Annotated in this window: 14 protein-coding genes, 1 rRNA gene and 1 pseudogene; 6 read left to right on the forward strand and 10 right to left on the reverse strand. The window is 74.0% G+C overall.

The window, feature by feature from the left end; genetic code table 11:
• The 3 genes and pseudogenes from GD970_RS00005 to GD970_RS00015 form a co-directional block, all read right to left on the reverse strand.
• Nucleotides 1-70 (reverse strand): 16S ribosomal RNA (locus GD970_RS00005); the annotation flags it as partial.
• 566 nt (nt 71-636) lie between these two features.
• Entirely contained in the window at nt 637-975 is a 339-nt protein-coding gene (locus tag GD970_RS22545) for a DUF6544 family protein (RefSeq protein ID WP_319593443.1), read from the reverse strand.
• Between the two features lie 50 nt (nt 976-1025).
• Nucleotides 1026-2225: pseudogene (locus GD970_RS00015) on the reverse strand (DUF6544 family protein); the annotation flags it as partial.
• A gap of 163 nt (nt 2226-2388) precedes the next feature.
• On the opposite strand from GD970_RS00015, the gene GD970_RS00020 reads away from it, so the two are divergent.
• Entirely contained in the window at nt 2389-2961 is a 573-nt protein-coding gene (locus tag GD970_RS00020) for a dihydrofolate reductase family protein (protein WP_152199261.1), read from the forward strand.
• 35 nt (nt 2962-2996) lie between these two features.
• Here GD970_RS00020 and GD970_RS00025 read toward each other — a convergent pair whose 3' ends face one another.
• Nucleotides 2997-3857, reverse strand: coding sequence for a zinc metalloprotease (locus GD970_RS00025; protein WP_152199271.1), 861 nt, complete (start codon nt 3855-3857; stop codon nt 2997-2999).
• Between the two features lie 177 nt (nt 3858-4034).
• Here GD970_RS00025 and GD970_RS00030 point away from each other — a divergent pair, with 177 nt between their 5' ends.
• Nucleotides 4035-4487, forward strand: a complete 453-nt coding sequence (locus tag GD970_RS00030; protein WP_152199274.1) for a VOC family protein — start codon at nt 4035-4037, stop codon at nt 4485-4487.
• Nucleotides 4488-4490: 3 nt separating this feature from the next.
• Entirely contained in the window at nt 4491-5156 is a 666-nt protein-coding gene (locus GD970_RS00035; RefSeq protein WP_152199276.1) for a winged helix-turn-helix transcriptional regulator, read from the forward strand.
• A 21-nt stretch (nt 5157-5177) separates the two neighbouring features.
• Here GD970_RS00035 and GD970_RS00040 read toward each other — a convergent pair whose 3' ends face one another.
• From GD970_RS00040 to GD970_RS00060, 5 genes are all read right to left on the reverse strand, one after another.
• A complete protein-coding gene (locus GD970_RS00040; RefSeq protein ID WP_152199278.1) occupies nt 5178-7409 on the reverse strand; it encodes a SpoIIE family protein phosphatase in 2232 nt (743 codons plus the stop codon).
• Nucleotides 7406-8110 carry a biliverdin-producing heme oxygenase gene (locus GD970_RS00045; RefSeq protein WP_152199281.1) on the reverse strand — a complete coding sequence of 235 codons (705 nt, stop codon included), beginning with the start codon at nt 8108-8110 and terminating at the stop codon, nt 7406-7408. Before GD970_RS00045 ends, GD970_RS00040 begins: the two co-directional genes overlap by 4 nt.
• A gap of 55 nt (nt 8111-8165) precedes the next feature.
• Nucleotides 8166-8660, reverse strand: a complete 495-nt coding sequence (locus tag GD970_RS00050) for an NADPH-dependent FMN reductase family protein (protein WP_152199284.1) — start codon at nt 8658-8660, stop codon at nt 8166-8168.
• Complete coding sequence (locus GD970_RS00055) at nt 8657-9346, reverse strand: DUF998 domain-containing protein (protein WP_152199286.1); 690 nt, start codon at nt 9344-9346, stop codon at nt 8657-8659. Before GD970_RS00055 ends, GD970_RS00050 begins: the two co-directional genes overlap by 4 nt.
• A gap of 221 nt (nt 9347-9567) precedes the next feature.
• Nucleotides 9568-10512: an NAD-dependent epimerase/dehydratase family protein gene (locus GD970_RS00060; protein WP_152199288.1), complete on the reverse strand. Its 945-nt coding sequence runs from the start codon at nt 10510-10512 to the stop codon at nt 9568-9570.
• 153 nt (nt 10513-10665) lie between these two features.
• Between GD970_RS00060 and GD970_RS00065 the strand changes: the two genes are divergently transcribed.
• Nucleotides 10666-10977 carry a DUF1905 domain-containing protein gene (locus GD970_RS00065; RefSeq protein ID WP_152199290.1) on the forward strand — a complete coding sequence of 104 codons (312 nt, stop codon included), beginning with the start codon at nt 10666-10668 and terminating at the stop codon, nt 10975-10977.
• A gap of 167 nt (nt 10978-11144) precedes the next feature.
• On the opposite strand, the gene GD970_RS00070 is transcribed toward GD970_RS00065, so the two are convergent.
• A complete protein-coding gene (locus GD970_RS00070; protein ID WP_152199293.1) occupies nt 11145-11693 on the reverse strand; it encodes a type 1 glutamine amidotransferase domain-containing protein in 549 nt (182 codons plus the stop codon).
• Nucleotides 11694-11863: 170 nt separating this feature from the next.
• On the opposite strand from GD970_RS00070, the gene GD970_RS00075 reads away from it, so the two are divergent.
• Nucleotides 11864-12499 (forward strand): DUF2461 domain-containing protein, encoded by a 636-nt coding sequence (locus GD970_RS00075; protein WP_152199296.1) that lies wholly within the window; start codon nt 11864-11866, stop codon nt 12497-12499.
• Between the two features lie 60 nt (nt 12500-12559).
• The gene (locus GD970_RS00080; RefSeq protein ID WP_152199298.1) at nt 12560-13735 is read left to right on the forward strand and encodes an RtcB family protein; all 1176 of its coding nucleotides are present in this window, start codon (nt 12560-12562) and stop codon (nt 13733-13735) included.
• Nucleotides 13736-13796 lie beyond the last annotated feature (61 nt).

Raw genomic sequence — 13796 nt, forward strand, 5'->3', positions numbered from 1 at the left:
ATCGTTCGACTTGCATGTGTTAAGCACGCCGCCAGCGTTCGTCCTGAGCCAGGATCAAACTCTCCGTAAAAAAATGCTGCCAAACCGGCCCCGAATAACCGGCGACAAACCATACGAAGACAAACCCCACGAGAACGCGGGGCCAATCCATGGCATCACACCCCCCACCCGACGAGGCAGGCAAGGGCATGTGTAACCAAAACAAAACAAAACCCGCGAACACCACCACACCAAACCAGACCGGCCGGCACGACGACGCCCACGAATCCATATGGCATCAAAAACTTGGCACACTGTTGAGTTCTCAAAGAACAGACACACACCATCAGCAGCCAGGAACCCAGTTCCCAACCCCTCCGGGGCAACCTCTCAAGCCTATCCTATCGAAATCCGTGCTCTTGCCATTCTCGACGAGACCTGGCTCACAGCGAATTTCTCAGGCAATCCTCCCTCGGACGCAGTTGACCTGCGAACCATTTGGCGGATTGTTCCCGCGGGACCGGCCACCATCTCGGTGTCCGTGCCTCCCTGGCGGGACTCCGAAATATTAGGCAGACCCCGAACCGACGGTCAAACCACCGGCACATGGCCTGCGCCACACCGGAGCGGTGGCGCCCTCGACGGCGTCCGCTGGCGTCAGCGCCACCGGACGCCGTCGAGGGTGGCCCGGAAGAACACCCCAGGACCGGCCGGCCAGCTCGCCTCGAACGATCGCGGCACGGTCACCCGGCCGCCGCCGTCGGTCGCGACCGTCACCTCGTCCTCGAAGGTGACCGTGAAGAGGTGCTCGGCGTACCCGTCCCCCACCGGGTTCCCCCAACGCGGTGCGGTCACCCGCCGCAGCGAGCCGTCGTCGTCGATCTCGACCTCGACGCGGTGCGTCGATCCTCCCAGCGCGATCTCGGCCGTCGCGCGGCGATCGTCGTCCGCCCGCCACACGATGGCCGGGTCGAGGGCGGCGCCGGGCAGCAGCATCGTCTCGGCGGCGAGGCGCCCGGCGGCGCTGCGGGGACGTCGGCGTCCCGGGCCGCCACGACGGGCACGAGACCGCCGAGCCGCCAGCGCATCTCCCCCTGCCCGTGGGTGTACCGGTCGAAGCCGCGAACCCGCAGCCCGCCTCGCCCCGCCCTCGCCGCCCAGACGTATCCCATGGGCGGCGCGAGCACCTGAAGGGCGGTGAAGGGTTGCCACCGGCCGAGCCGGATCTCGCCGTGCATCGCCAGGAGCGCGGCCCCCGGCACCTGGGTGCCGGGCGCGATCGCGTGGCGCAGCCACCGGGCCACCGGCGCGGGCAGGTGCTCGACGTCGGCCGGCTCGAACCTGCCAGGCTCGGGCCTCGGCGCGGCAACGGCCCGCCAGTCGCGGCGGACGGCGCGGGTGAGGCCGGCGGGAACGGCGGCGCCCGCGGCCGGCGGTACTGGGGAACGTGTGCTCGGCAGGCGGTCGCCGGTCCTGCCGGCCCAGGCGGCACGCTCGGCGCGCTCCTTCACCCCGAGCAGCATGCGCCGGTCCATGACGTACCCGATCGGCTCCACGAGCGTGGGACCGAACGTGATCCGCGTGAGCGCGTCGCGAGAGCTCGCGCTGCGGAAACGGCTGACGAACCGGCAGCGACCGCCAGGCAGGTCCTCGAGGTGGAAGAGCCAGGACACCGCCGTCCAGGGCTTGCCGGACGCCACCGCACCGGTGTCGGCGGCGGCGTGGGCGACGAACCACCGGCCCGGCTCGAGCGCCACCACCGGCAGCGCGGGGGACCTCGGGTGGAGCACCAGCCCGTCCCCGGTGCGCAATTGCCACGCCGGTTCGACGGTGTCGGCGTTGCGGACCCCGCAGCCGAAGAGGTCCTCCAACCAGGCGTAGCTGTAGAACCCGCCGCGGTCCGCACCCACCTGGGCGATCCAGGGCCACACCGCCGAGGCCGGGGCGTCGATCTCGATGCCGTGCGTCCACTGCCACCTCGGCGTCGGCACGAGGTCATCGCCCGGGTAGGAACGCCCGGCGTCGCGGCCCAGCCCCCACCGGCTGCGGCGCGGCCGGTCGAACGGCGTCACCATTGCGCCTGCCATCCGGGCGGCGCCGCCCAGCCCCTCGACCACCGCCCGCCAGCCCAGGTCGCGGGCCCGCGGGCGTGCGCCCTCGACGGCGGTGGGGCCACGACCGCCGTCGCGCTCGGCGGTGGGGTGGGCAGGGACGGTGGTCGCCACGACCTCGGTGTCGTTCGCCATGCCTCCAGCGTGCCGACGGTAGGGAGGCGGCACGAGGGCCCAAGGTCACCGAGGCGGTGCGAGGGCCCAAGGTCACCGGGGCGGTGCGAGGGCCCAAGGTCACCTACGCGGTGCGAGGGCCGAAGGCGGGCGCGGCACGCGCCGTCGCCGCTACCCTCCCGGCATGGCGCGAGTGATCTACAACGCGGCGGCGACGCTCAACGGCTTCATCGCCGACGAGGCGGACTCGCTGGGCTGGCTCTTCGCCGTCGACGGCGAGGGCGCCCCGGACAACGCCGCGTTCATGGACCGCATCGGGGCGCTGGCGATGGGGTCGACGACGTACGAGTGGATCCTGCGCCAGGAGAACGTCGACGAGCAGCCCGAGCGGTGGCACGAGCTGGCCTACGTCGGCGACCGGCCGACGTTCGTCTTCACGCGCCGGGTGCTCTCGGCGCCGCCGGGCGCCGACGTCCGCTTCGTCAGCGGCGCCGTGGCGCACGCGCTGCCCGAACTCGTCGGGGCGGCCGGCGGTCGGGCCGTCTGGGTGCTGGGCGGCGGCGACCTCGCCGGTCAGTTCCTCGACGCCGGCGCGCTCGACGAGATCCAGGTCTCCCTCGCCCCCGCCACGCTGGACGGCGGTGCCCCGCTGCTTCCCCGGCGGGTGGAGCCGGACCGGCTGCGGCTGCAGAGCGCCGAGCGGCACGGTCAGTTCGTCCACGTCGTCTATGCGGTGGTGAATCCGGCGCGCCCCTGACCCGGCCCGCGGCCCCGTGACCCGACGGACTTCCCTCAGGGCACGCAGGGGCCCGAGCCGAGGGCCGCGAGACCTTCCCGGTCCCCGGGGCCGAAGCCCTGCAGGCCGTTGTTCTCCGAGGACATCAGCTCAGAGGGGTCGTCCACGTGGTCCAGGCCCACCAGATGTCCGAGCTCGTGCATGATGATCGCGCGCGCCTGCGCGGCGCCGTCCGGCCGCTGGAGGATGGCCGCGAGGTCCGGCCCGTCGAGCGCGACGCCGCCCGTGACGTAGTGCGCGAGCGCGCCGGGGGTCTGCTCGGCCGTGCTGCCGCCGACGCCGGCGATGTCCCCCTCCAGGCGCGGCACCTCGACGGGCGAGGCCCACGCGATGACCACCGGGCCGTGGTTGCCGAGCACGGAGGGCGCCGCGAAAGGCATCTCGTCCGTGGCGCCCGCCGCCTCGAACACCAGCCCCGTCGCCCGGGAGACCTCCCCGATCGCCTCGGCGAGCAGGCCGGCGCCGCCGGCCGGTGCGTACGCCTCGTTCACGACGTACCGGATCGGCTCGCACGGGCTGTAGGTGACCGACGTGCCGGGGCGCCCGGGCTGCTCCTGGGCGAAGGCGAAGGAGCCCACGCCGGTCGCCACGTCGGGGGGCGTCCCCAACGGCGCGTCGCGTCCGAGGATGCCCAGCGGCTCGCCGTCGCCGAAGGCGGTGTAGCCCACCATCGCCGCCGCGGCCGCGGCGGCGAGCACCACCCACGCCCCCGCGCCACCTCGCCGACGGGGCCCGGGGCGACCGGGCGCGAGCGATCGTGCATCCATCCGGTCCAGCTCCCGGAGGAGGCGGCGCATCCGGCGCCGGCGCCGGGCCGGCCCGAACGCCAGCCGGTCGGCGAGCTCTCCCCTGGTCACCGACGCAGCATTCCAGGTTCGGGACGGCTTTGGACCCTTTTTGGGCACCGACGCAGCGACCGACGGCGCCCGCCGCGACGGCGCCACGAGAACCCCTTGACGCGGTACTTGCTTTTTGCAAGTGTGGTGCCGGTCCGCAGCAGCGGGCGGTGCCACACACGTCAAGGGAGACTGAGCATGGCCACGGAGATGTTCGTCAATCTGCCCACCTCCGACCTGGAGCGGGCCAAGGCGTTCTACACCGGCCTCGGCTGGCGCATCAACGAGAACTTCACCGACGAGAACGCCGCGTGCGTCATCATCGACGAGCACCTGTACCTCATGATCCTCACGCGGGAGTTCTTCGCGACGTTCACTGACAAGCCGATCGCCGACCCGCACACCTCGCTGCAGGTCGAGACGGCGTTCAGCCGCGACAGCCGCGCCGAGGTCGACGCCATCATCGAGCGCGCCGTCGCCGCCGGCGGCACCGAGCACCGCGAGGCCCAGGACTACGGCTTCATGTACTCCCGGGACTTCGAGGACCCGGACGGCAACCTCTTCAGCGCGCTGTGGATGGACCCGGTCGCGGCGGAGAAGGGCCCGGAGGCGTTCATGGCGCAGCAGGGGCAGCAGGAGGCGGGCGCCTGACGCATGCGTCCTCGCGCATACGGGCAGTACTGCGGCGTCGTCACGGCCCTCGAGCTGGTCGGCGAACGGTGGGCCCTGCTCATCGTTCGCGACCTGCTCGTGGGGCCGCGTCGCTACACCGACCTCAAGCAGGGCCTCCCGCGGATCCCGACCAACATCCTCAGCACCCGCCTCAAGGAGCTGCAGGCGGCCGGGGTCATCCACCGCGTGCCGCTCGCCCACGGCCTGGTCTACGAGCTCACCGAGTTCGGCCGCGGGCTGGAGGAGGTCGTCCTGGCGCTGGGCCGGTGGGGCTTCCGGGCCATGGGCGAGCCCGAGCCCGGCGACGTCGTCACCTCGGACTCGCTGACGATGGCGCTGCGCACGGCGTTCCACCCCGAGCGCGCCGCGGCGCTGCCGCCCACCGCGTACGAGGTGCACGTCGGCGACGTCGTCCTCGGGCTCGACGTCGCCGACGCGGCCCTCGCCGTCGCCCCCGGCCCGCGCCCCGGCGCCGACCTCGCTTTCGCGGCCGGGCCGGCGATCCGCTCGGTCATCGCCGGGGAGGTCTCCCCCGCCGAGGCCATCGAGCGCGGGGTCGTGCACGTGCTCGACGGGGACCCCGACCTGCTCGGGCGGTTCGCCACCACGTTCCACCTGGCCCCGCAGCCCGCGCCGGCGGCCGCGTGAGTGTCCCGGGGCTCGCGCCGCCTATCGCGCGGGCGCCGTGACCAGCAGCATCGTGGCGTCGTCCTCGGACTCGAGGCCGGCCAGGCGGTGCTCCAGGACCTCGAGGTCGAGGGTCACCTCGGTGGTGGCCCGCAGCTCCTCCAGCCGGGTCCGCATGGACGCGTCGCGCCGCTCGACGAGCCCGTCGCTGAACAGCAGCAGCGACTCGCCCGGCGCGAGGGTGAGCCGGCCGCCGTCGGGCCGGCCGCTCAGGAACCCCAGCGGCAGGTTGCGCGTCACCTCGGCCCACCGGGCGTGCCCGTCGCGCACCACCAACGGGGGCAGGTGCCCGGCGCAGACGTGGTCGACGACCCCGGTGTCCGGGTCGAGCACGCCGGCCCACAGCGTCGCCATCACCCCGGGCAGCAGCTGCTTGGCGAGCCGGTCCAGCGCCTCGAGCGCCGGTGCCACCGCGCCGTCGTGCGCCACGAGGAGCGAGCGCATGCCGTTGCGCAGCTGGTTCATGGACGACGCCGCCGGGAGCCCGTGGCCGGCGACGTCGCCGACCACCAGGGCCACGTGGCCTGAGGCGAGCTCGAAGCTGTCGTACCAGTCGCCCCCGACCCGGCCGCCGTCGGCCGGGCGGTAGCGCGCCGCGACCTGCCATCCGGCCGGCTGCGGCAGCCGCTCGGGCAGCGACGAGCGCTGCAGCGCCAGCGCCGCGCCGAGCTCGGGCCGGGTGCGGCGGTAGAGCATCTCGACGACGAGCCGGCGCACCGCCGCGGCTGCCTCGACGTCCTCGACCGACCACGGCCGCGCGGTGCCGCGCACCACCTGCTGCCACCGGGCGAAGGACCGCCGCGGGCCGAGGCGGGCGACGCCGTCGTCCCCCACGGTGACGGGCTTGTCGTCCGGGTTGCCGCCCCAGGCGACCTCGCGGGCCACCTCGCGGCGGAACAGCGCGAAGGTGTCGCCGTCGGGCAGCGGCACCACCAGCGCCCCGGCCACCTCGCCGAGGTCGCCGTGGCCGGGCAGCGCGGTGGATAGCGCGTCGTAGGTACGCAGCCCGGTGGTGTCGGCGACGGTGGCGCCGTCGTCGGTCTCGCGCAGCGCCCGGACGACGTCGTCGACGTCGGGCGGCACGAGGCCGACGGCGGCCGAGGTGCCGCCGACCCGCAGCATCAGCCCGTCGGCGTCGAGCAGCTCGAGCAACCGCGGCTGGGCGACGGCCTCGGCGAGCGGGCCGTCGTCGGTCGCCCCGGTCAGTCGCCGCAGCTCGCCGGCCACCACCTGCGCGTACCGGGCGCGGTCGGCGGCGGCGCGCACCACGGCCTGCAGGGACAGGCCGGCGGCGAGCGTCTCCGTGGCGGCGCGCACGGCGAGGGAGGGAGTGTGCGGGCCGGCGACGTGGTGGCAGGCGATCATGCCCCACAGGCGCCCGTCGTCGAGCAGGGAGATGGACATAGACGAGCGCACGCCCATGTTGTGCAGGTACTGCACGTGCACGCCGGAGACCGCGCGCAGGGTGGAGAAGGTCAGGTCGGTCGGCGCCCCGGTGCGCGGGTGCAGCGCGGGGACGAGGCGGGCGGTGGGCGCCGCGGTGTCGGAGATCAGCCGGATCCAGTTCTTCTCGTACAGCGCCCGCGCCTGCGCGGGGATGTCCGAGGCCGGGTAGTGCAGCCCGAGGTAGGGCTCGAGATCCTCCCGGCGGGCCTCGGCCACCACCTGGCCGTTGTGGTCGCGGTCGAAGCGGTAGACCATCACGCGGTCGAAGCCGGTCAGCCGGCGCACCCCGTCGGCGGCGAGGTCGTAGATCTCCTCGACGCTCGAGGCCGCGGCGGCCTCGCGGAGCACGCCATGGGCCTGCTGGAAGACGGTGGCGTCCGGCGTGCCGTCGGCGCCCGGCGCGGGCAGCGGTTCGGCCTCCACGAGCGCCGACCCGTCGCTGCTGCGGTGCGTGGCCACGAGCCAGTCGCCCCCGCGGATGGTCAGCTGCCGGACGGTGTCGCCGAGCGGGCCGCCGGCGCGGGACTCGGACAGGCGCAGACCCGACGCCGCCTCCTCGCCCAGCACGGCCGCCGGCGGCCGGCCCAGCGCCGCCTCGACCGCGACGCCGAGCAGGTCGGGCAGGTTGTCCGAGACCTGGACGACGACGTCGTCGTCCACCACCAGCAGCACGCCGCGGCGCTGGACCGCGCCGGGCACGTGGATGGGCTCGGCCTCGCACGCCTGCAGGTCGACCTCGTCCAGGGCCGTCTGGTCGTCGATCGTCATGCGCCTGCTTCCTGTCCCGCGCCGGGGCGGGTGATGTGGATCGTGCCGAGCTCGGCGAAGACCGCGCGGTTGAGCCGGAAGGCCTCCTGGGCCTCGGCGACCGTGCGCGCGGTCTCCGCGGCGTCGAGCTCCAGGGCGTCGAGACGCTCGCGGTAGCGGTCCTTGAACGGTTTGGCTTTCGGGATGTCGGGGAAGTCGTAGAACGTCAGCCCGTCGCCGCCCACGCCGTAGTGGCGCTGCACCATCCGCTTGATGATCTGCCCGCCGGAGAGGTCGCCGAGGTAGCGGGTGTAGGCGTGGGCGGCGTACTCGGGCAGGTGGCCGGCGACGGCGCGCAGCCGCGCCGCGTAGGCGCGGGTGGCGGGCAGGATGCGGAGCCGGTCGCGCCAGCCGGGGCCGTGGAGGTGGGCGAGGTCGCGCTCGATGGAGGGCACGCGTTCCAGCGCGGAGAACACCAGGTGCCGCCCCCGCGGGTCCCGGCGCATCGCGGAGCCGCCGTCCTCGAGCGCGCGGTAGATCGCGAGCTGCTGGCCGGCCAGGTCGGCGTAGGCGGCGACGTCCAGCTCGCCGGCGAGCAGCGCGCTCACGAAGGGCTGGGACTCCGCCGCCCGGTGATCGTCCTGGGTGCCGTCACGCAGGCGCTGCGACAACGGCGCGCCCGTGAGGGTCGCCTCGAGCTGGGTCCCCCCGGAAACGCGCATTGGTGCGACGTTATCAGGCGGCCATCGCGCGCCGAGCCGTCCCGGCGGTGACGTTTCAGTCCAGGAGGCCGGGCACCGCGACGACGCGGTCGGCGAACGCGTCGACCTTGGTCTCCCAGCCGTCCTCCAGGGGTCCCCTCAGCCCGGTGACGAGGATGCGGTCCTCGCCGACCTTGTGCAGGCCCTTGGCGTCGAGCAGCTCGGTCATGATCGGCCGGACGCGTTGCCACCTGTCGAGGCTCTCGGCGCTGGGCAGCTGGCCGCTCTTCTTGTCCGGCTTGGGGGCGGCCTCGGTGGTGAGCAGGGCGTACGGGGTCCCCGCGGGCAGGGTCACCCGGCGCAGGAACCGGCGGGCGACGCCGATGGGCTTGCCCATCCGGCCCGGGGAGCTGAAGACGTACAGGTCCGCGGGCGGCAGGTGCTGCGGGTCGGCCTGCCGCACGTGGGCGACGTCGACGGTGATGCCCTTCGCCGCCATGACGTCGCGGAACCGCTTCGCGACGGTGGCGCCGTTGCCGTACTTCGAGGCGTGGACGTAGGTAATGTTCATGGCTTCCTCCCTGCGGTGGTCCCGGCCGGACGGCGTTCGGCCCGGAGAAGGGCGACGGCGAGGACGAGGAGCCACGCCATCGTGGCGTAGATGTTCAGGCGCTCGAGCGCGCCGAGACCCGGGGTCGGCGCCCCGGCAGCGAGGTGCGGGGCCAGGGCGAAGGTCAGTGCGCCGCCGGCCAGGAGCGCGGCGATCGTGGCGATCGAGTAGATGCTGAACGCCTGGCCGTCCACGGCCGAGCCGACGGCGATGATCGCCAGCGCGAGCACCACCAGCGCAACGGTGACGACGATGTGCGCGGTGTCGGTGGCCGTACGCGTGGCGCCGCGCAGGTGGATCGGCGCGAACGGCCCGGCGGCACTGACTGCGCCGTAGGCGATGAGGCCGACGCCGAGGACGCGCCGCAGCGGCCGGCCCGCTGCCGTCACCAGGACGCCCGCCCCGAAGGCGAGCACGAGCGCGTCGAAGAGCAGGAACAGCGGGACGACCACCGCCCGCACCGGGGAGCCGATCGCCATGAGCTCGCTCACCGCCTGGTCGGCGTAGCGGTAGCCGGCCCAGCGGGACGCGGCAAGGACGTCGGCGACGACGTAGACGAGCGGGGCGACCACCCCGCACACCAGGAGCCACTCCCCCGGTGTCTGTCGAGCGGTGGGCGCCGGGGCCAGCACCGTCGCATGGGTCATCGTCCTCACCCCCGACGGGCGCGAGTGCCGGGACGACGTCCGCGGCACGTGCCGTGTCCTCAGACACCACTGTCGCTGCGCCGGCGGCCTGGCACCAGCGACCTACGTCCCCATGCGGCCGCGGGTGGGCGCGGCTGCGCGGTGGGACGCGGCTGCGCGGGCCGGCGACGACGCGGGCACCGCGCCCGGCGACGGCACAGGCATCGCGGCCCCCGCCGTCGTCAGCGCCGGCTCTCCCGCCAGGCCGTCCCCACCGAGGGCAGGCCCTCGCGGACGCTCCGGTACGACGGCGCCCAGCCCAGCTCGCGCTTGGCCTTGGAGGTGTCGAGCCGGATGCTGGCCCGGGTCATCAGCCCGCCGAGGTAGGGCGAGAGGCGCAGCGCGGCGTCGGGCACCCGCCACGGGCGCGGCGCGCCGGCCGCCTCGGCGAGGGCGTCGAGATAGGCGGTCCAGGTGAGCGGGTGGTCGTCGGCGACGTTGTAGGCCCGCCCTGGGCGGCCGCGCTCCAGGGCCGCGACGGTCGCGGCGGCCGCGTCCTCGACGTGGAGGGCCGACATCCACGTGCCGACGCGCGGGGCAGGCAGGACCCGCCGCGCGGCCATGTCGAGCAGGCCGTAGGTGCCCGGCTCGGGTCCGTAGAAGAACCCGTACCGCAGGGCAACGCCCTCGAGGCCCGGGGCGGTGAGCACGTGCCGTTCGTTGGCGCGCATCGCCGCCACGTGGACGTCGAAGCGCGCGCCGCCGGCCGGGCCGAGCGGGGCGTCCTCGCTGACCGGTCGCTCCCCGTGGTCGGTGAACCCGTACACGTAGAGGAAGGACTGGGTGACGAACCGGCGGGCCCCGACCTGGCGCGCCGCGGCCAGGAGGTTCGCGGTGCCGCGGGTGCGCAGGCGGTCGGTGGGGTACAGGTCGCGGTGGCGCATCGGCGCCCGGCTCAGCGCCGTGCCCTCGTGCACGACGGCGTCGGCCCGGAGGCCGTCCAGCGCCCGCAGGAGCCCGCCGCGGTCGAGGACGTCGGCGACGACGCCCTCGACGCCGCCGTCGCGCAGCCGGCGGGCGCCGTCGGGGTGCCGGGTGAGGCCGACGACGTCGTGCCCGGCGGCCTGCAGCCGGCGCGTGAGCGGTCGGCCGATGACGCCGGTCGCCCCGGCGACGAGGACCCTCATTGCCCCTCCTGGAAGCGTGCGATCTCGCCGGCCACGGTAGCGAGGCAGGGCTCGGCCGGGGCGTGGATCGCGATGGCCACGCCGCGGGACCCGGACACGGCGGCGCGGGCAGGTCCCGTTGACGCCGCCACCCGAGCGCGCCAGCATGCCCCCGTGCCCTACGAGTTCGACGCGCCGCTGTGGGTCTGGGACGCCCGAAAGGTCGACACCTGGACCTTCGTCTCCGTGCCCACGGACATCGCCGACGAGGTGGACGAGCTGACCGCGCCGTTCGCGCGCGGCTTCGGGTCGGTGCGCGTGGAGGTCACCGTCGGTGCCACGGTGTGGCGCACGTCGATCTTCCCGAGCAAGCCGGAGCAGACCTACGTGCTGCCGATCAAGAAGGCGGTGCGGCACGCGGAGCGCCTGGAGCCGGGCGACACCGCCCGAGTGCGGATCGAGCTGCTCGACGTCGGGCGGGGCTGACGCCTTCGGACGGGGCTGGCGCGGCTGACGCCGGGCGAGCCCGCGCCGTCGGGCGAGGCTCACGGCGTCAGACACGGGTGTGGGCCCGGCGCCGTCCGGCACCAGGCCCACACCGTGGTCTTCTCCGACCGCGCTACCGGGATGCCCCTGGTGCGCGGCCCGGTGGATCAGGCCACCTGCTCCTCGTGCTTGCCCTCGGCGAACTCCTCGACGAGCTTGGCGTTGAACGCGGGCAGGTCATCCGGCACCCGGCTGCTGACCAGCCCGGCGTCGACGACGACCTCCTCGTCCACCCAGTGCGCCCCGGCGTTGCGCAGGTCGGTCTTCAGGCTCGGGTACGAGGTCATCGTGCGGCCCTTGACCACGTCGGCGTCCGTGAGGATCCAGCCGCCGTGGCAGATCACCCCGACCGGCTTGTGCTGCTCGAAGAAGGCGCGGACGAACGCCACGGCCTTCTCGTCCATCCGGGTCTTGTCGCCGTTGGCGACGCCGCCGGGCAGGACGAGCCCGTCGAACTCGTCGGCCTTGGCCTCGCCGGTGGACGTGTCGACGCTGGCCTCGTGCCCGTTCTTGCCGGTGATCGTGCCCGACTCGGTCGAGACGAGGGTCGCCATCGCGCCGGCCGAGGTCACCGCCTCCCAGGGCGAGGTCAGCTCGGAGTCCTCGAAGCCGTTGTTGGCCAGGAAGGCGATGCGCTTACCGCTGAGGTCCGTCATTCCGTGCTCCTCTCGTTCCATGGGTTTGGGGTCCCTTCGACCGTACGAGGCCGACGCGCATCTCGCCTCTCGGCGGGTTGTCGGCGGGGCGTGCCCTGCCGGACGCCGCCGCCGAACGAGCCTGTGGAAGACGGGCGCCTCGCCGCGCCGAGGCCGGAATGATGTCGCGCATGGCCGACTTCATGGGGTTCCCGGACTGGGGGCCGCGGTTCTACGCCGAGCTCGAGCAGCACAACACGCGCGACTTCTGGGCGGCGCACAAAGACCGGTGGGAGCGGGACGTGCGCGACCCGATGCGCGCGCTCCTCGCCGCGCTCGAGCCCGAGTTCGGCCCCGCCGTGATCTTCCGGCCCTACCGGGACGTCCGGTTCAGCGCCGACAAGTCGCCGTACAAGACCCACCAGGGCGCCATCGTCGGGCCGGCGCCCGGGCTGGGGTACTACGTCGCGCTCGACGCCGACGGCCTCACCGTCGGCGGCGGGTTCCGGACCCACTCCCCCGCCCAGACCGACCAGTACCGGCGGGCGGTGGACGCCGACGACGACGGCGAGCTGCCCCGGATCGTCGGCACGCTTGTCGACCAGGGGTTCGCGCTCGAGGGCGCCACGCTGAAGACCCGACCCCGGGGCTACCCGGCCGACCACCCGCGGATCGAGCTGCTGCGCCGCAAGGAGCTCATGGCCGTGACCAACGTCGGCACGCCGCCCTGGCTGGCCACGCCCGCGGCCCTGGACCACGTGCGCGGCATGTGGCGGCAGCTGCGGCCGCTGGCTGAGTGGATCGTCGCGCGGTGTGCCCCGGCGTAAGATCCGGCCGGCACGCCGCGCTCCGTGCCGCCCCTCCGGCGGGCTGGCACCCTGGCGGTGATGCAGCAGATCAGCGACAAGCTCTACTCCTGGGCCTCCGTCGTCGACGAGGAGACGCTCGAGCAGGCCCGGCTCACCGCCACGATGCCGTTCGTCCACCCCCACGTCGCGCTCATGCCCGACGCGCACGTGGGCCTGGGCGCGACGGTCGGCTCGGTCATCCCGACCGTCGGCGCGGTGATGCCGGCCGCCGTCGGCGTCGACATCGGCTGCGGCATGGTGGCCGTGCGCACGCAGTTCACCGCCGAGCAGGTCCGCGGCGTCGGCCGGCCGCTGGCGCAGCTGCGCGAGCAGATCGAGCACGCCGTCCCCCTCAGCGCGGGCCGGTACAACCGCAAGGTCCGGGGCACCGCGACCGCCGCCGTCGGCCAGCTCGAGCAGCTCGCGCGGGAGAGCGATGTCGCCCCAGCCAACTTCGGCAAGAACTGGCGGCTGCAGCTCGGCTCCCTCGGCGGGGGCAACCACTTCATCGAGATCTCCGACGACGAGCAGGGCGGCGTGTGGGTGTTCCTGCACTCCGGCAGCCGCGGGGTGGGCAACCACATCGCCCGCCGCTTCATCGACCGGGCCAAGCACCTCGCCCGCTCGCGCGGGATCCACCTGCCCCACCGAGACCTGGCGTACCTGCCCGACGACGACCCCGCCTTCCACGACTACCTGGCCCACCTGCACTGGGCCCAGGAGTTCGCCCGGCTCAACCGCGAGGTGATGAAGGAGCGGGTCATCGACGAGCTGGCCCGCTTCATGGACGCGGACGTCGAACGGGTGGAGGAGGTCAACGCCCACCACAACTACACCGCCACCGAGACGCACTTCGGCACGGAGGTCCTCGTCTCCCGCAAGGGCGCCGTCGACGCCCACGCCGGCGTGCGCGGGCTCATCCCCGGCTCGATGGGCACCGCCTCCTACGTCGTCACCGGCAAGGGCAACGCGATGGCGTTGTGCTCGGCCCCGCACGGCGCCGGGCGGGTCTACTCCCGCGCCCGGGCCCGCAAGACCTTCACCCAGGACGACCTGCGCCGGCGCATGACCGGCATCGAGTACCGCGACCTGCCCGACTTCATCGACGAGATCCCCGACGCTTACAAGGACATCGACGTGGTCATGGCCGACGCCGCCGACCTCGTCTCCGTCGACCACGTGCTCCACCAGCTGCTCAACGTCAAGGGGCAGTGACAACGGCAGCGGGCTCGACGGCGCGTCGGGGACGGTCCCGCAGGACCGTCCCCGACGCGCG

Source organism: Georgenia thermotolerans, from assembly GCF_009193185.1.
In the GTDB taxonomy this organism is placed as follows: domain Bacteria; phylum Actinomycetota; class Actinomycetes; order Actinomycetales; family Actinomycetaceae; genus Georgenia; species Georgenia thermotolerans.